General features: G+C 30.5%; 12 protein-coding genes. 6 read left to right on the top strand and 6 right to left on the bottom strand.

All coding sequences use genetic code 11. From position 1 onward, the window contains the following. Window positions 1–11: 11 nt before the first annotated feature. Window positions 12–1,283 carry a dicarboxylate/amino acid:cation symporter gene (locus ACRC8M_RS11875; protein ID WP_438529328.1) on the bottom strand — a complete coding sequence of 424 codons (1,272 nt, stop codon included), beginning with the start codon at window positions 1,281–1,283 and terminating at the stop codon, window positions 12–14. A gap of 262 nt (window positions 1,284–1,545) precedes the next feature. Here ACRC8M_RS11875 and ACRC8M_RS11870 point away from each other — a divergent pair, with 262 nt between their 5' ends. From ACRC8M_RS11870 to ACRC8M_RS11855, 4 genes are all read left to right on the top strand, one after another. After that, entirely contained in the window at window positions 1,546–3,801 is a 2,256-nt protein-coding gene (locus ACRC8M_RS11870) for an Orn/Lys/Arg decarboxylase N-terminal domain-containing protein (protein WP_438529327.1), read from the top strand. Between the two features lie 18 nt (window positions 3,802–3,819). Continuing rightward, window positions 3,820–5,283, top strand: a complete 1,464-nt coding sequence (locus ACRC8M_RS11865) for a basic amino acid/polyamine antiporter (protein ID WP_438529326.1) — start codon at window positions 3,820–3,822, stop codon at window positions 5,281–5,283. A 261-nt stretch (window positions 5,284–5,544) separates the two neighbouring features. Beyond that, entirely contained in the window at window positions 5,545–6,552 is a 1,008-nt protein-coding gene (gap, locus tag ACRC8M_RS11860; protein WP_438529325.1) for a type I glyceraldehyde-3-phosphate dehydrogenase, read from the top strand. 109 nt (window positions 6,553–6,661) lie between these two features. Beyond that, complete coding sequence (locus ACRC8M_RS11855) at window positions 6,662–7,861, top strand: phosphoglycerate kinase (protein WP_438529324.1); 1,200 nt, start codon at window positions 6,662–6,664, stop codon at window positions 7,859–7,861. Between the two features lie 266 nt (window positions 7,862–8,127). On the opposite strand, the gene ACRC8M_RS11850 is transcribed toward ACRC8M_RS11855, so the two are convergent. From ACRC8M_RS11850 to ACRC8M_RS11835, 4 genes are all read right to left on the bottom strand, one after another. Next, the gene (locus tag ACRC8M_RS11850) at window positions 8,128–9,534 is read right to left on the bottom strand and encodes a hypothetical protein (protein WP_438529323.1); all 1,407 of its coding nucleotides are present in this window, start codon (window positions 9,532–9,534) and stop codon (window positions 8,128–8,130) included. A 23-nt stretch (window positions 9,535–9,557) separates the two neighbouring features. Further along, entirely contained in the window at window positions 9,558–10,526 is a 969-nt protein-coding gene (locus ACRC8M_RS11845) for a type I phosphomannose isomerase catalytic subunit (protein ID WP_438529322.1), read from the bottom strand. A gap of 139 nt (window positions 10,527–10,665) precedes the next feature. Further along, window positions 10,666–12,531: a bifunctional metallophosphatase/5'-nucleotidase gene (locus ACRC8M_RS11840; protein WP_438529321.1), complete on the bottom strand. Its 1,866-nt coding sequence runs from the start codon at window positions 12,529–12,531 to the stop codon at window positions 10,666–10,668. A 2-nt stretch (window positions 12,532–12,533) separates the two neighbouring features. Further along, window positions 12,534–13,658, bottom strand: a complete 1,125-nt coding sequence (locus ACRC8M_RS11835; protein WP_438529320.1) for a YibE/F family protein — start codon at window positions 13,656–13,658, stop codon at window positions 12,534–12,536. A gap of 144 nt (window positions 13,659–13,802) precedes the next feature. Between ACRC8M_RS11835 and ACRC8M_RS11830 the strand changes: the two genes are divergently transcribed. Both ACRC8M_RS11830 and ACRC8M_RS11825 read left to right on the top strand, forming a co-directional pair. Further along, on the top strand, window positions 13,803–13,952 hold the full coding sequence (locus tag ACRC8M_RS11830; RefSeq protein ID WP_438529319.1) for a hypothetical protein: 150 nt from the start codon (window positions 13,803–13,805) through the stop codon (window positions 13,950–13,952). A gap of 116 nt (window positions 13,953–14,068) precedes the next feature. Next, complete coding sequence (locus ACRC8M_RS11825) at window positions 14,069–14,632, top strand: HutD family protein (RefSeq protein ID WP_438529318.1); 564 nt, start codon at window positions 14,069–14,071, stop codon at window positions 14,630–14,632. A 190-nt stretch (window positions 14,633–14,822) separates the two neighbouring features. Here the strand turns inward: ACRC8M_RS11825 and ACRC8M_RS11820 are convergent. Continuing rightward, a partial coding sequence (locus ACRC8M_RS11820; RefSeq protein ID WP_438529317.1) for a hypothetical protein occupies window positions 14,823–18,028 on the bottom strand: 3,206 nt, incomplete at its 5' end.

Raw genomic sequence — 18,028 nt, 5'->3', positions numbered from 1 at the left:
TTGTTTTAGCATTAAGCCAATGTATTTTTTTTAACTGGTGTAGCTACCTCTTCTCCTTTTAATTCCCCCTCTGTTCTCGCTACAATCAGTGTACAAACTGCATCTCCTGTTATGTTAACAGTCGTTCTAAACATATCCACAAATCTATCTATTCCCATTACAAGAGCCATACCTTCTAAAGGTAATCCAACTTGTTGTAATACCATACCTAACATTATCACTCCAACTCCAGGAACTCCTGCAGTTCCTATTGAAGCTAATGTAGCTGTTATAATTACTGTTACAAAATCTCCCATTGTTAAGTTAACTCCATAGATTTGAGCTATAAATATTGTTGCAACACCCTGCATTATTGCCGTTCCATCCATATTTATTGTGCTTCCTAAAGGAAGTGTAAATGACGATATTGTTTTAGATACTCCAAACTCATCTTGCATTGTTTCCATAGAAGATGGTAAAGTTGCACTACTTGAAGAAGTTGAAAACGCTACCATCATTGGTCCTGAAAATTTCTTTAAAAATTTAATAGGATTGTATTTAGCTACAAAAATCAACAAACTTTGGTATGTTATCAAATAATGTAATAACAGAACAACAATTACACCTATAAAATATTTTAGTAAAGGTAACATTGCTACATACCCTAATGTTGCAAATGTTTTTCCAATCAATCCGTATACTCCAAATGGAGCTAATTGCATTATGATTTCAACTAGTTTTAAAACTAAACTATTTAACTCTTCCATTCCTTTTCTAACTGTAGAAACCTTATCTCCTAACATAGCCATACCAACACCACATAAAATTGCAAATACTATTATTTGTAACATATCTCCTTTAGCTAAAGCTTCTATTGGATTTATTGGTATCATTCCTAGTAATATATCTATGAATGGTTTTGTTTCACTTACTGAAACATTACTTGTTGTAATTTGAGATAAGACAACTCCCTTTCCTGGATTTATTAGAGAGCCTACTCCTAAAGCTAACGTTATTGCTACTGCTGTAGTTCCTAGATAAAAAGCTAAAGTTTTCACCCCCACTCTTCCTAATTTTTTTATATCTTCAACCCCTGCTGCTCCTACAGTTAAAGAGCAAAAAACTAATGGAATCACTATCATTCTTATCGCTCTTATAAACCCTGTTCCTAAGAAATTAAAGAAAAAGTCTATTATATATTTTTTCACTATTAAATCATTTCTAAAAGGATATAAAACCAGCCCACTTACAACACCTAAAACTAATGATATAAAAATCTTATTCGTCAAACTCAACTTTTTCATTTTAATTCACCCCTTATAAACATCTTATTTTTACAAAATAAATTATATATTTAAAAATCAAAAAAATCAAGAAAAAAATAAATTATTTTTTCTTATTATATTTTTTTAAAAATTTATTTTCATTTTAAAGGTAGGGGAGGGAATTTATGATTTTTGATAAACTGAGTACTTATAAGAATTTTTTTTAAAGGAAACGTACAAATTTTTTTTAACAATATCATGAGTTATATTTTTTTGTTCACTAAGTTAAGGAGGTTTTATTATGAAGTCTGTTGATTATTTAAATTGGTCCTTATTAGTTTTTCACGAATTAGATTCAACTTATGAATCTTCTAAACAATTGGATATCCTTTTAGAATCTTTCACTACTTCTTTTGTTGATAATGAAACTGATTTCAAAAGAGTGTATATGTCTAATAAAACACTTTCTGGAATTATTTTAAATTCCAATGAAAATCTAGAAGAATTAGTTAAACTTGTTAGAAAAACAAATCCAAAAATCCCAATTGTTGTATTAACAGAAAAAGATTCTTCAAATATTCCATTACAAATTTTAAATTCGATAAATCTTGTAATAAATATTTTTGAAGATAGCATCTCTTTTTTAAAAGGCCAAATAGAGTTAGAAATTGAACGATATATTGAAGCTATTAAACCTATCTTTTTCGGTAAACTAATGGATTATACTCAAAAATTTAAGTACCCTTGGCACACACCTGGTCATGCTGGTGGACTTATGTTTATGACTAATCCAATTGGAAAAATGATGCTTGATTTTTATGGAGAAAACACCTTAAGATCAGACCTCTCTATATCAGTTCCAGAATTAGGTTCTCTTTTAGATGATGAAGGTCCTGTTAAAGATGCCGAAAGTAATTCAGCTAGAGTTTTCTCCGCTGATAAAACTTACTATATTTTAAACGGAACAAGTTCAGTTAATCAGGTAATTTGGAAAGGTAGAGTTACTAAAGACAACTTAGCTTTCGTTGATAGAAACTGTCATAAATCTCTAAATTATGGAATGGTTATAACAGAGGCTATACCCATGTATATGATTCCTAGAAGAAATAGTCTTGGTATCATTGGTCCTGTTAAATTAAATGAATTTACAAAAGAATATATAAACAAAATGATTGATGATAACTCAAAACTAACTGGCGAACAGAAAAAACAAAAAATTAAAATGTCAGCATTGACAAACTCCACTTACGATGGTCTTTGTTATAACGTCAATAAAATAAAGGAAACTTTGAATAATAATGTTGAAAATCTGCATTTTGATGAAGCTTGGTATGCATATGCTAAGTTCCATCCAATATATAAAAATCACTATGCTATGACTGAATCTGATAACTTTATCGAACATCCACCAATTTTTGCATCTCACTCTACACATAAGTTACTTGGAGCATTTTCTCAAGCTTCTATGCTTCATGTTAAGGATGGAACTAAAGATAAGGTGGATTTTGTAGTATTTGATGAAGCATATTTAATGTATGGGTCAACATCTCCACAATATAGTATGATTGCTTCTTTAGATGTATCTACAGCTATGATGGATTTTTCTGGTAAAGAGTTGATGAACGAAACTATTTTAAATGCTATTCGCTTTAGAAAAAGAGTTGCTAAATTAAATAAAGAGTACGCTAGCTTTAACCAATGGTTCTTCTCTTTATGGCAACCAGAAAAAGTTTTATACAATGGTATATTAACAAATTTTGAAGATGTTCCTGAGAAGTATCTTTTAGAAAACCAAAGCTGTTGGACATTAGATTCCTCTAATAATTGGCATGGTTTTGATGATATTGAAAAAGACTATGTTATGTTAGACCCAATCAAGCTAACATTAAAATGTCCTGGCTTAAATGTTGATGGAAAATATGAAGAGATTGGTATTCCCGCTTCTATTTTAAGTAATTATATTATTGATAGAGGAGTTGTTAATGAAAAAACGGATACATATTCACTTTTATTCCTTCACTCTATTGGAACTACTATAACAAAACAAGAGGCTCTTATTAAAGTTTTAATGGACTTTAAAAAAGATTTTGATAAAAATACTCCTCTTATTGAGATATTTCCAGAATTAGTTAATTCTTATCCTGAAAAATACTCTAACAAAGGATTAAAAGATCATTGTTTAGATATGCATAAATATATTGTTGAATCAAAACTTCTAGAACTTATGGATAAAGCATTCCAAATTATTCCTAAACAGGAACTAACACCTGCTGAAGCTTCTAGAGAGGTATTTAGAGGAAACATTGAACATTTACCTATAAAAGATTGTATGAATAGAGTTGCTGGAGTTATTGTCGTTCCATACCCTCCTGGAATTCCTGTTTTAATGGGTGGAGAGAAAATTGATGAAACTTCTAAACCTATTTTAGATTTTCTTTTAGCAAGAGAGGAGTTTGAAAGAGTGTTCCCTGGATATTTCAGTGATATTCATGGAATTGAAGCTTTTATTGACAATGATGGAATCAGAAGATTCCATACTATGGTTATAAAAAATTAATTTTAAGGAGGATTTAAAATGGCTGATGATAACAAAAAACTTGGTTTAGTAGCTCTTACCGCCGTTGTTATTAGTGCTATGATTGGTGGTGGTGTATTTAATCTACCTCAGAATATGGCTCAATCTGCTGGAGCTGGGGCTATTATTATTGCTTGGGTTATAACTGGTGTAGGGATGTGGTTTGTTGCTAACACATTTAGAATTTTATCTGAAGCTAGACCTGATGCTACAACTGGAATCTATGCATACGGTAAACTTGGATTTGGAAACTTTACTGGTTTCCTTATGGCTTGGGGTTATTGGATTTGTAACTGTTTCGCAAATATTGGTTATGCCGTTTTATTGATGGATTCCTTAGATTATTTCTTTCCAGGATACTTCACTGGAGGAAATAACTTTAACTCAGTTATTGGTGGGTCTTTAGTTATTTGGATTATTTACTTTATTGTTTTAGCTGGAGTAAAAGGTGCCACTTCATTAAATACGATTGGTACTATTGGTAAATTAGTTCCAATTGTATTATTCCTACTTATTACAGCTTTTTTCTTTAAAGTTGGATTCTTCTTCACTAATTTCTGGGGTACAGAAACTGTAACAACTCTTTCTGATAAACCTCTTGGCAGTCTTTTAAGTCAAGTTAAAGGTACAATGCTGGTAACTCTTTGGGTATTTATTGGAATTGAAGGAGCTGTTGTTGTATCAGATAGAGCAAAAGACCAAGCTGAAGTTGGTAAAGCTACTCTTCTAGGATTCTTAGGATGTTTAATTCTTTATATTCTATTATCTTTACTTCCACTTGGACACTATTCTCAAGGTCAACTTTCAACTATGGCAGCTCCTTCAACTGCAGCTGTTTTAGGTGGAATTGTTGGGCAGTGGGGAGATTGGTTAATGAACATTGGAGTTATGATAGCTATACTAAGCTCTTGGCTTGTTTGGACTATTATGCTTGCAGAACTACCATTTGCTGCAGCTAAAGGAAAAACATTCCCAAAAGCATTTGCTCAAGTAAATAAAAATGATTCTCCAGCATTCTCTTTACTTATTTCTAGTATTATTATGCAAATAACTATGATTGTAGTTTATTTCTCCAATAACGCATGGAATTTAATGCTAAGTATTACAGGAGTAATGGTTTTACCTTGTTATATTGTTTGTACTACTTATCTATGGAAAATTGCAGCTAAAAATGATAATTATCCAACTAATATATTTGCTAGTAGAAAAAATGCTGAAATTACAGGACTGTTGGGAACTATTTATGGTCTATGGCTTGTTTATGCAGCTGGATTAAACTATATGCTTTTGGCAGCAGTTATATATGCTATTGGTATTCCATTCTTTATGAAAGCTAGAAAAGAGTTTGATCCTAGTAACCCTGAATTTAATAAAGAAGAAAAAACTTTCTCTATAGTTTTATTCATATTAGGAATTTTAGGATTGATATATTTAATCATGAACTATAAAGTTTTGTTAGGTTAGTAAAAAAAGAAAATAGTAGAAATTTCAGCACATGTTTAATCTCCCACTGATTTATTTTTTAATTAAACTATAATTTTAATGAAAAAGTAATCATAAAAAGATTAATTTTAGTTCCCATGAATAAATTGACAAATCAATCAAGATAATATATCATTAAGACATAAGCAAAAGCGTTTTAGAAAAAATAAAATTTTATAAAATGTACAAATATTTATCGAACTTAATTTAAAAAAAAAATATAAATTTTTAGGAGGTTTCCAAATGGCAGTTAAAGTAGCGATTAATGGATTCGGAAGAATTGGAAGATTAGCATTAAGATTAATGATGAACAACCCTGAGTTTGAGGTAGTAGCAATAAACGACTTAACAGACGCAAAAACTCTTGCTCACCTTTTCAAGTATGACTCAGCACAAGGTAGATTCAACGGAACTATCGAGGTTATTGACGGAGGATTCTCAGTTAATGGAAAAGAGATTAAAGTTTTAGCTGATAGAGATCCTAAAAACTTACCTTGGGGAGAATTAAACGTAGACGTTGTTCTTGAGTGTACTGGATTCTTCACTTCTCAAGAGAAAGCTGGACTTCACTTAGAAGCTGGAGCTAAGAAAGTTGTTATATCTGCACCTGCAACAGGAGATATCAAAACTGTAGTTTATAACGTAAACCACCAAATTTTAGATGGTACAGAAACAGTAATTTCTGGAGCTTCTTGTACAACTAACTGTTTAGCACCAATGGCTAACGTATTAAATAACGAGTTTGGAGTTGTAGAAGGATTAATGACTACTATCCACGCTTATACAAATGACCAAAACACATTAGATGGACCACACGCTAAAGGAGATTTAAGAAGAGGTAGAGCTGCTGCTGCTAACATCGTTCCTAACACAACTGGAGCTGCAAAAGCTATCGGATTAGTAATCCCTGCATTAGCTGGAAAATTAGATGGAGCTGCTCAAAGAGTACCAGTAATCACTGGATCATTAACTGAGTTAGTAACTGTTTTAGAGAAGCCAGTAACTGTTGCTGAAATCAACGCTGCTATGAAAGCTGCTGCAAACGAGTCATTCGGATACACTGAAGAAGAGTTAGTATCTTCTGATATCATCGGAATCGAATTCGGATCATTATTTGATGCAACTCAAACAAGAGTTATGACAGTTGGAGATAAGCAATTAGTTAAAACTGTTGCTTGGTACGATAACGAAATGTCTTATACTGCTCAATTAATAAGAACTTTAAAGTACTTCGTAGAAATTTCTAAGTAATTAGAGCATCTAGGAAAAACAGAATAAACAGAATAGCGGGACTATTTAGTTCCGCTTTTTTTTAAGAAAATATAAGTTATTTATAAAAATTTTGGGAGGTTCATACAAAATGGCAAAGAAAATTGTAACTGATTTAAATGTAGCTGGTAAGAAAGTTTTAATGAGAGTTGATTTTAACGTTCCTATGAAAGATGGAAAAATCACTGACGAAAACAGAATCGTAGCTGCTTTACCAACTATAAAGTATGTTTTAGAAAATGGAGGAAAAGTAATCGCTTTCTCTCACTTAGGAAAAGTTAAAGAGGCTGCTGATTTAGAAAAAAGAAATATTGAGCCTGTTGCTAAGAGATTAGCTGAGCTTTTAGGACAACCTGTAACTTTCATCAACGCTACAAGAGGAGAGGAGTTAGAAAAGGCTGTTGCTAACTTAAAAGACGGAGAAATCTTAATGTTCCAAAACACTAGATTTGAAGATTTAGATGGTAAAAAAGAATCTAAAAATGATCCTGAGTTAGGAAAATACTGGGCTTCTTTAGGAGATTTATTCGTTAACGATGCATTTGGAACTGCTCACAGAGCTCATGCTTCTAACGTTGGAATCGCTGCTAACATTGGAGAAGGAAACACTGCTGCTGGATTCTTAATGGAAAAAGAGATTAAATTTATCGGTGGAGCTGTTGATGCACCAGAAAGACCTTTAATCGCTATCTTAGGAGGAGCTAAAGTTTCTGATAAAATTGGAGTTATTGAAAACTTATTAGTTAAAGCTGACAAAATATTAATCGGTGGAGCTATGATGTTTACATTCTTCAAAGCTTTAGGAAAAAATACAGGAACATCTCTTGTTGAAGAAGATAAAGTTGAATTAGCTAAATCTTTATTAGAAAAAGCTAATGGAAAGATAGTTTTACCTATCGATACTGTAATCTGTAAAGAGTTCTCTAATGATGCACCTCATTCAGTTGTATCTGTAGATGCAATTCCTGCTGATGAGATGGGATTAGATGTAGGACCTGCTACAGTTAAGTTATTTGCTGATCAATTAGTTGGAGCAAAAACAGTTGTATGGAATGGACCTATGGGTGTATTTGAGATGTCTAACTACGCTAAAGGAACTATTGGAGTTTGTGAAGCTATCGCTAACTTAGAGAACGCTACAACTATAATTGGTGGAGGAGATTCTGCTGCTGCTGCTATATCTTTAGGATTTGCTGATAAGTTCTCTCACATCTCTACTGGTGGAGGAGCTTCTCTAGAGTATTTAGAGGGTAAAAAATTACCAGGTGTAGAATCTATTTCTAACAAGTAATATATAAATATTTAAAAATTAAGACTACCACATTAATTTTTAGAACAAAAAGGGGTGTTACTAAAACATCCCTTTTTTATTTTAATTTATAAATTAAGAGATAAAAAAAAGAACTCCGGGGGGTGGAGTTCTTCTGGAATTTTTCTCAAATATATATTAGGGGGAATATATTAGAGAAAAGGATTTGTACGTATAGAATATCATTTTTGAGGTATCATGTATATATACTTTTTTTAACTCTTTTTATATCATAAAAAACACATTTGTTAGCCTTTAAAATTTACTAATCTCTTATCTAAAACATATTCAATAAAGCACCTTTGAATCTCTCTTAAACTTAAAGTATTTACTTTTCTTAAAGTTTTTATACTATAACTTTCTGTATCTGATATTATTAAATTATAGCTATCAATCTCCTCTTTACTTTTAAATCTAAACTCTAAAAAAGATTCTGTCGTAAAGGATATTTTAGGATAAAAAACTTTCATAGATTCAATAACTCTTTGACTATATTCGTTATCAATATTTCTAGACACACTTAATACTTTAAAGCCTTCAACATATTCTTCCAACATAAAAAAATTTGTTATGCAACCTGCTAATCTTAAAATATCTGAATATATCATATCTATATCTAGCTCTTTTAAAGTGTCTTCAACTATTTGAACAAGTCTTTTACATCTTTCAGAATTTGGACTTTTTCTAACCCATAAAACCCCATATTTTTTATCTAAATACCCCATTGTATAGTATGCTATTAACTTCTCATATATCTTCTTTTTCTCTTCTTCATTTAGTTCAAATAGCTTTTGAATTCTATCTATAAACTTTTCATAACTTTCTTTTAATGGAATATTCAAATTACAATTGTATTTAACTCTCAACACTACACTTGCTAAAAATTTTTTAAAGTTAGAAGAAAGTATCTCTAAAGATTTCATCTCCTCTAATCTTAATAATACCTCTCCAAATTCCTGATGATTCTCTATTCCATTTAACTCATAATCTATTGGACCTTTTATTTTTTCAATTATTGCCATTGTATAAATAGCATAATATGAAAAAGATGATTTTTTTAAGTTGAACTCCTCAGATATTTGAGAAAAAATTTCTAAATACTTTTCCTCTTCCAATATATCTATCTCTTCTAGCAACTCTTTTCTTTGTTTTGACAAGAATTCTCTGTCTATAAATAATTTCATTATTTTTTCACAAAGTATATTGTATAGATTCCCTTCGTTAATCTCTTTAAGAAAAATGCCCTTAGAATTTTTAGATTCAACTTTTATTCCCTCTTCTTCCAAGAACTCTCTTACTTTTTTTAAATCTTTAATTGCTGTAGTTCTTGAAACTCCTATTCTTTGTCTTTCTTTCTCTAAATTAATATGTTCAGCTAAAAGTAATCTTATACAGTAAATATCTTGCCTTTCTCTTGAGGAAAGAATATCTAATTTTGAAAAAAATTCTGAAAATTTTTCATCTCTGTTTTCAAAAATATAGATATTGTTGACTTTTTTTATTGGCTTTATTCCTTTTTCATGCAGATATTCGTTCAATACATTTATATTTCTTTCTATAGAATTGATATCTAAATCAATATATTTTGTTATCTCATCTAAATGTATATCTCCATGTAACAAAACTTTTAGTAGAGCTATCGCTTTATTTGACATATACCATCCCCCTAAAATTTTATTTATATATAGCTTTTCATAACCTCTAATTTTCCATTTATAGTGACAGGAGTCTTAGCTGGTATAAAGTAGGTATCTCCTTTTTTCACTATATACTCTACCCCGTTGGAATTTAATTTTCCCTCTCCATCAAGTATTGAGTATATTTTAAAGTTTTTATAACTTTCATCTTCAAATACTCCATCAACTAATAGCCTATCAATTGAGAAGTACTCTCCTCTTATTAACTCCTCAACAGTTGCATCTTGAACTTTTATCTTTTCTCTTGAAACCTCTGAACTTATCTCTACATCTTTTCCAAATTCAATTACATCCATAGCTTTATCTAAATGTAGTTCTCTTTTTACTCCATTTACTTCTCTATCAAAATCATATATTCTATAAGTTGTATCTGAATTTTGCTGTATCTCACATATTAAAATAGACCCCTCTAAAGTTCCGTGTACAACCCCAGGTTTTACATCTATAAAATCTCCTTTTTTTACACTTACTTCATTAAATAGACCTGTAAAATCTTTTTTATCTACTTTTTCTTTATATATCTCTGGTGTAATCTCTTTTTTTAACCCCAGTATTAGCTTAGCATCTGAACTAGCTTCCATTACGTACCAAACTTCACTTTTACCAAACTCTTTTTCCACTCTTAATGCATACTCGTCACTTGGATGAACCTGAACAGATAATTTATCATTAATATCTAAATACTTTATTAAAAGTGGAAACTTTTCTCCGTATTTTTCAACAATCTCCTCTCCTACAAGTTCTTTACCATATTTTCTAAATATATCTTCTAAACTTTTTCCCTCTAACTCGCCACTTTCAACATAAGACATTCCTGCTGGATGACAGCTTACTTCCCAAGATTCTCCATATAGTTCATCAGTGGGCAATTGAAAGCCTAAAGTTTTTTCAAACCCTCTTCCTCCCCATACTTTTTCAACTAAATTTTTTTTAAATTTTAATAGATTCATCTTCTCCTCCTATGACTAACACAAATAATATATATTAAGTATATAATTCTTCTTAAATTCCCTTTATTGTAACTTGATTTACTAAAAAAGTAAATAAAAAAGAGGAAAAACTTTTCCCTCTTTTTTGCTTTTACTACTATTATAAGTTATTTATGTTTATTGATTGAACATTCAATGTTCTTCCATCTTCAGACATTGGTATTTTTATCTCCCCTGTTCTGATTTTCTCAATAACAGCATCCTTACCAGGAACATTTTCCTCAAATCCAATTATTGACCAGTTATTATCAACTTTTGGATTTAATTCACCTTTTAAGTTTTCTTGTACATATCTCACAATAAGATCTCTAATTCTTCCTCCGTCTTGCAACTCCTCATAAGAATCGTAATACTTATCTTTATCTGTTACAAGCCCTAAGTTTAGAAGAGTTCCAAATCTATAGTTATTAACAGCTACCTTATACGTTTTCTTTAAATCTATTGGTTGACCATTTATTGTAGCATCAACTATTCTTTGACCAGCTGGCTTAGATATATCAACTTTATAATTTACTCCATCAAACATATCATAGTTGTAACCTCTAACTTTTGGATTAAACGATATCGTTACATCTCCTGGTTCTGTTTGATTATAATAATCCATTGACCATTCCATATATTTTAGTAAATTTTCACCAGTCATATTTACACCCATTAAAGTGTTTGTATACTTATAGATAAATGCTACATCTTTCTTTTTAAAATCTCCTGCATTTAAGTTAGAATCAAAATTAAATACTGCTGCTGCTGAAACATCTGATTTTGCATAGTGATTTTGCACTTCATTTATTAGCTCAATTATTGCATTATCTTCCAATTGAGAAGTTGGCATTGTTGTAACTTTATCTTCCCCAGTTATATAGTCTGCTTTCTCTATAAATTTAGCATTTACTTTTCCAACTATCTTATTTGCATCTGCTCTTGATTCATCATGAACATTTTTAAATTGATCTAACATAGCTTTATCAGCTTCAATATCTTTAGTTTCTACGTTTTTAGCTACGATATCTTTAACTTCCCATTTCCCATCTTTTTTAACAACTTTAATTTCTCCATTTGAAACTCCCCATCCATAAGCACCTGGCTCAAGAACTGTTGTTCCATTTACATCAGTTACATATCTAGCATGCTCATGTCCAGCAAATATTAGGTCAAACTGAGGATATGCTTGTGCTAAATCAAATACACCAGTTTTCCCGTACTCATCTTTTCTTCCTAAGTGGAAAGCTCCTACAAGTACATCATATTTCCCTTCTAACTCATCTAGAGTTTCTTTCACTGCTGTCATTGGATCTTCAAAAGTAAGCCCTTTGAAGTGTTCTGGAGCTGAAGCTTCCCACATAGGTACATGAGGTGGAATTCCTCCAACTAAAGCTACTTTTACCCCTTGAATATCATAAATTTGATATGGTAATACAAACTTTGACCCATCATCTTCATTCTCTATATTTACAGAGATTACCGATCCTTTAAAGTTTTTAACATTTCTTAATAGAAAATCTTTTTCAAAGTTAAACTCATGATTTCCTAAAATCCATGCATCATAATCCATTGTATTCATAGCTTCAACCATAGGATGTGTTTCCAAGTTATTAAATAGCTCAGCACTGTTATCTTGAACAGTATCCCCTATGTCCATTAAAATTAAATTTGGATTTTTTTCTCTTAGATTTTTTACAATTGTATAAGTTTTTGCAAATCCTGCACTCTTATCTTCAGAATCGATTCCATACTCATACGGATATATTCTTCCGTGAACATCAGATGTAGCTGCAAAAGATAGTGTAACCTCTTCTGGTCCTACCTCTCCCTTTGTTATAACCTTTTTCTCTAGATTAAGTTTATTTTCCTTATACTCCTTAACCTCTGTGTTCGTTGCTGTTTTAGGTGCCTCCTCTTTTTTACCACAACCAATTAAAGCCATAGACAAAAGTGCTCCTAAAACTAAAAATTTTGTACTTTTCACTACTATCCCTCCTCTTTTCTTTTTATTAATACTATTGAAACAACCGCTGTTATTGGTACAGTTGCTATTATACCTATACTTCCTGCTAAAGCATTCACAATCTCAATTGCTATAGCTGGTATGTTTATAAACTGCTGATAGACCATTCCATATCCCCAAATCATCATCATTAAAGGTAAGGATCCTCCTGCAAAAGCAAGTATCAATGTATTTATCATTGTTCCTACAATATCTTTCCCTATTATCATTGCTGAATCAAATAGTTCTTTTGAAGTTAGGGTTTTTTTGTGTTGATGAATTTCATTTACAGATGAAGATATGGACATAGCCACATCCATAACAGCTCCTAAAGAAGCTATCAATATCGATACAAACAATAATCCTTCTATTTGAAGCTTAAAATCTCTTGTTATATAAAGTAGCTGCTGTCCCTCTGATAAATTTAATCCACTTAAACTCATGATTTTTCCAAATCCATAAGAGATTAATCCTGCAATGGTTATTCCACTTATAGTTCCTATTATTGCTGAATATGTTTTTCTATCATACCCACCTATCAATAAGAAACTAACTACTATTATTATAGATGATAAAAATATTGAAGTTGATACCGGATCTACACCTTTAAATAAAAGTGGCAATAGTACATATATTATCACTGACCCTGTAAAAACTAAAGCCAAAAGAGATTTCACTCCCTTCATTTTCCCTAAAACTAAAACAGCTCCTATAAATATTGCACCTAAAAGATATATGGCTCGATCTCTTCTTAAGTTATATAGCCAAACTGTAGTTTTTTCTTTTTCCTCTCTCACTGTAAATATAGCCTTTAAACCTACATCTGCATAAACATTGCGAAGAGCACTTAAGGAGTTATATACCTTAAAAACTTCTCCCTTATGTTTTCCTTCTAAAATCTTTACTTCTAAATTTTGTCCACCTCTAAATTTTCCCTTTACAACAGGGTCTTTCATTAACTCTTCATCTATAACTTTAGTTACTTCACCTTGAACAAACTCTTGTGGAAATTTTGATTTTCCTTTTAAATCTACACTAAGTTTTGGTGAATAAATCGCCATTATAAAAATTGAGATAACTACTAGTATTGGTAATATTATCTTCTTCATTTCGACCTCTTGTTCTATTAAAAATCACTTTCGCTACAAATTATAACATTTTTTTTGAAAAAAATCTCTTTTTTGTTTGACTATTTCATAAAATTTTTGTATTATTGTATGTGTAATATTATAACTTTTGGGGTGAGGTGGAAAATGCTTGAAGCTAACATAAAAGAACTACTAAAAGGTAAAACTATGGATGAATTACTAGATTTAATAATTTTAGGATTAGAAGTTACTGATGGAAAAGAATCTTTTATCAACACTTTTAACGAAGATAAACCTCTTATGGAGATTGCCTAATAACTCTCTTGATATTTTTCAAGGAGTTTTTTTATTTTTTGTAAAATTAGCCTTGATTATTTGAAGTTTATGAGTTATATAAGTATTGAGATTAACTTCAATATATGGAGGGTACTATGGATTATAAAATTGTTAGAAAAGAAAATCAAAAAGAGCACCTTTGGACTGGGGGAGTTTCTAAAGAACTATATATTTATCCCGATGGTTCTACCATTAATAGTCCTTTTAATTTCAGGGTCTCGACGGCAAGTATAAATCCTGGAGAATATAATTTTACATCTTTTAAAGGATATAAGAGACTTCTTATTCTTTTATCAGGAAATATCAAATTGGAAGTGGATGGAAAAGATTACTATTTAAAACCTCTATCTCATATATTTTTCTCTGGAGATAGTCATACAAGTAGTTTAGCAGATGAAAAAAGTATTGATTTCAATCTTATTTTTAAAGAAAATATCAATCTTTTAGATTTTAAAATTATTGAAACAGAATTTTCTGGAAATAACTTATCCTCTAAGGCGATTAATATTTTTTATAATTTAGAAGAAACTCGCCATGTTCATGTAAATAATAACGAGTATACTTTGGAAAAAGAGGATACTCTTATTGCATGTGGAAATAACTTCAATATAGAAGGTAACGGTAGAGGAGTTATTTTATCTTTAGACATAAAAATATAAATAAAAATCCCCTTTTAATAAGGGGATTTTTATTTTAAATTACATTTTTCATGAACACCATTGTAAGTAAAATTAGCATAGTAATTGTGATTTTTTCTTCCAATTTAAGACTCCTCCTATTTTTACTAATCACTACATTCTATCACTGATTTTTTACTTTTTCAATGTGTTTATATAAATATAGTACTCTCTATTTACTCTCCTTTTTTTCAGGATTTTTTAAAGGTGGTAACTTTACTCCAAAATTAAATTTCATCATAACTTTTCCTAAGTGACGAACTCTTGGATTTTCAGTTGTAAACTCTGCCCCTTTTGGTAATGTAGTTGGATCTACCTTTATGATATAGTTCTTTCCTAAAGTTTCTGGTACAGGAGGTACATGGTATCTTCCGAATCTATCAGTTTCTACAACTATTCCTTCTGGAGTAGCTAATCTTACTCCTGGTAATCCCTCTTCCTGTATTCCATTGTTTAATATAAAGATTTCAAGTATTATTTTATTATCTTTATTTTTTACCACTCTTTGAGCTATTACTATATCTTGGCTAGTCATACCTTTTACTTTATCTCCCGTATGATTAGTTATTACTTTTCCATCACTTTGCTGAGTTATATCTGTTCCTCTGTTCGTTTGAACTCTAACAGTTGATAATGTTGGCTCTTTCAATTCTTTTCTTATAACAACCATATTGTTTGTTGCAGGTTCCAGTTCTGAAACTCTACCTTTCATCTCTCTTATTGTTACCCTACTATAAGAATCACTAAAATCGTAAGTTCCTCCATTTTTGAAAACTGTTGTTGTATTTGGCACATAATAATTTTTAGGTACCTCAATATCTATTACAATATTTTTGGCTGTTGCATAATCTTGTATTCCATCTCCATCTCTATCGTGGAAAACTTTTCCTATAATTGTTGTGTGCTCAAATATTGGATCGGATATAATTTCAACATCCACAGAGTCTGAGTTGGATATAGTTTTATCTGTATTATCTACAGATACTGCTATATTTTTATATGTTCCAGGTTTAACACCCACTCCAACCTTCAATAGATATTTTATTTTGACAATATCTCCAGATTTAATCTCAGATATAGGTCCAAACTTTATCTCTTTTACTCCTGTGGCAGTTATTTTATTTTCAGTATAACTCTCATTTAAAACTTGGACTGCTGATCCCTCTACATAAATGAATCCTGGTGGTATTTTATCTTGAATGTAGACATCTGTTGCTGGATCCTCCCCTACATTCTTCACTTGTATAATATAAGGTACAAATTTTCCAACAGATGCTTCCTCTAGTTCAGAACGCTTACTTAATACTAAGTCAGTATTTTTTCTACCTATCGAAACAACTGTTTTTCTTATCTCCCCTTCAGATGTATTTTGTAAAGGGTCACTTGGCAAGTAAGCATATGTTACTATCTCTTTTTTCTTTGCAAAGATACCTTTAGGATTTACTTTTGATTTCTCTACAAAAGAGATAACACTTCTTGCTGGTACCAACTGCTCAAATTCAAAGCTACTCTCTTGGTCTATTATTCCTAAGCTAATTGCTTCTGGAATTTTTAAAAGGTCATCTTCAGAATAAAATATTTTTTCTCCTGTATCTAAAGATGTGAGTACAATACCTAAAAATTCATTCTCTATGAATACATTTAATCCATTATCATCTTTTAGCTGTTTTTTATCTAATTGATGATTTATGTCAACCTCTCCTTTCATAGGAACTTCAGTTTCATTTATTAAACTGATATAGTATAGTAAATCATCTCCTGCAAAAATAATTGGAGGTTTTGAATTTTTTCCATCTATATTCTCCATATTATCTGCTATTGGTTTTTCTTGTAAAATAATTTGACTACTGTCATTATATTTAGTTTCAAACTTAAATACATCATGTCTCAATAATAATTTTGGCTTAGCTAACTCTACTACAACCTCCTCACTTTTTATTTCTAAATTATTTTTTATTACCAGACCTTGATTTTTTAGCTCTTTTACTTCTTCTGATATACCTTTAGGTATAGTTAATACATATGTTATAATTGTTTCTAGATTATTCTCTTGAGAAGAACCTGGAATTATTAAAGTTAAACCTTGAGCTGTAAATATATCTTTACCATTGTTTAATAGCACTCCATTAACTTTTATATCTTTTATATCTTCAATTTTTATAATTGGAGAATTATTATAGTTATTAACCTGTAAAAGATTATCTTTTACAGTAACTTGCTGCTCAATTTCAGAGGTTGTTTTTAATACTATTGTGTAAACAACTTCATCTCCTCCTTGAAGAACTTGATTCTCGTTATTGGCTGTTTTTGTTATATTTATTGTTGATAAATTAACAACTACTGTAGCCTCTTTTTCTGTATTATCTGTTTTAAATCTAACTGTATTTGTTACTCCAGAACTAATATTAGTTATATTTAGATTACTTGTCACAGTATAACTGATTTCTAAAACTCCATTTAAAGGAATTAAAGGTTTTTCATTTATTAGCTCAAATTTATTTGAATTTTTATTAAATACAAAGTTTTTATTATCCAATGTTGAACCATTTAATTTTATTACTACATTTTTTAATGTATCTGAATTGATTTTGTCAATCTCAGGAGTATCTTCTAAAATATAATCTTTTAAAGGAGTGTTTCCTAAGTTTGTAACTTTAATTGTATAAGTAATGTCCTCTCCACTTGTAATCGTTGTCATTGGCGACGTTTTTTCAAGTAAAATATCAGTTTTACTTATTACTTTTACTGGAACTGTTGATGTTTCTACTCCATCACTTATAGTATTATCTCCATTTATATCTATTTGAACCATATTATCTATTGTATCATCTTCTGTTGTATCAAATACTGTTGTTTGTAAGCTATATTTTACTACCATCTTTTTACTTACTGGAACTGCACTTGGTAACCCTGTAAATATTACCTCTCCTGATGTTTGATTGTATGCTGCTGATATATCTTGATATGTTGCTGTGTCTTCATTTGCTGATACATCTATCAGTGCAAACTCTACCTTACCTGTTACCTTCTCTACTTTTTCTTTATCCTCTAAAGAGATAGTATCTTTAAATAGTCCCGTTTTTATTGCTTCATTACCTGTATTTGTCACAACTACAGTATAGTCTATCACTCCGTTTTGATCTATACTTGATTGGGCTGATGATTTTTTTATTGTTCCTGTTTTTACTTCATTTATCTTCACTACTTCAGTTACTTTTTCTCCCGCATCTACATTTCCATTTCCATTTAAATCCACATACACTGTATTTTCTATATTTGGATTCGTTGAGCTATACTCTGCGTTCTTTGTTTTTAGAGTATACACTATCATTAGACTCTCTTTTATCCCTAGATTTTCTGGAAGTCCTGTAAATACTA

This window comes from Cetobacterium sp., assembly GCF_051653945.1.
Lineage (GTDB): Bacteria > Fusobacteriota > Fusobacteriia > Fusobacteriales > Fusobacteriaceae > Cetobacterium_A.
The sequence above is the reverse complement of the archived record's forward strand: the minus strand, read 5'-3'. Positions and strand labels throughout refer to the sequence as shown.

Excerpts from the sequence above, each read along its gene's own strand:
- ACRC8M_RS11825 (WP_438529318.1), top strand. The coding sequence starts at position 14,069 with ATGGATTATAAAATTGTTAGAAAAGAAAATCAAAAAGAGCACCTTTGG.
- ACRC8M_RS11835 (WP_438529320.1), bottom strand. The coding sequence starts at position 13,658 with ATGAAGAAGATAATATTACCAATACTAGTAGTTATCTCAATTTTTATA.
- ACRC8M_RS11875 (WP_438529328.1), bottom strand. The coding sequence starts at position 1,283 with ATGAAAAAGTTGAGTTTGACGAATAAGATTTTTATATCATTAGTTTTA.
- ACRC8M_RS11830 (WP_438529319.1), top strand. The coding sequence starts at position 13,803 with ATGCTTGAAGCTAACATAAAAGAACTACTAAAAGGTAAAACTATGGAT.
- ACRC8M_RS11865 (WP_438529326.1), top strand. The coding sequence starts at position 3,820 with ATGGCTGATGATAACAAAAAACTTGGTTTAGTAGCTCTTACCGCCGTT.
- ACRC8M_RS11870 (WP_438529327.1), top strand. The coding sequence starts at position 1,546 with ATGAAGTCTGTTGATTATTTAAATTGGTCCTTATTAGTTTTTCACGAA.
- gap (WP_438529325.1), top strand. The coding sequence starts at position 5,545 with ATGGCAGTTAAAGTAGCGATTAATGGATTCGGAAGAATTGGAAGATTA.
- ACRC8M_RS11850 (WP_438529323.1), bottom strand. The coding sequence starts at position 9,534 with ATGTCAAATAAAGCGATAGCTCTACTAAAAGTTTTGTTACATGGAGAT.
- ACRC8M_RS11855 (WP_438529324.1), top strand. The coding sequence starts at position 6,662 with ATGGCAAAGAAAATTGTAACTGATTTAAATGTAGCTGGTAAGAAAGTT.
- ACRC8M_RS11845 (WP_438529322.1), bottom strand. The coding sequence starts at position 10,526 with ATGAATCTATTAAAATTTAAAAAAAATTTAGTTGAAAAAGTATGGGGA.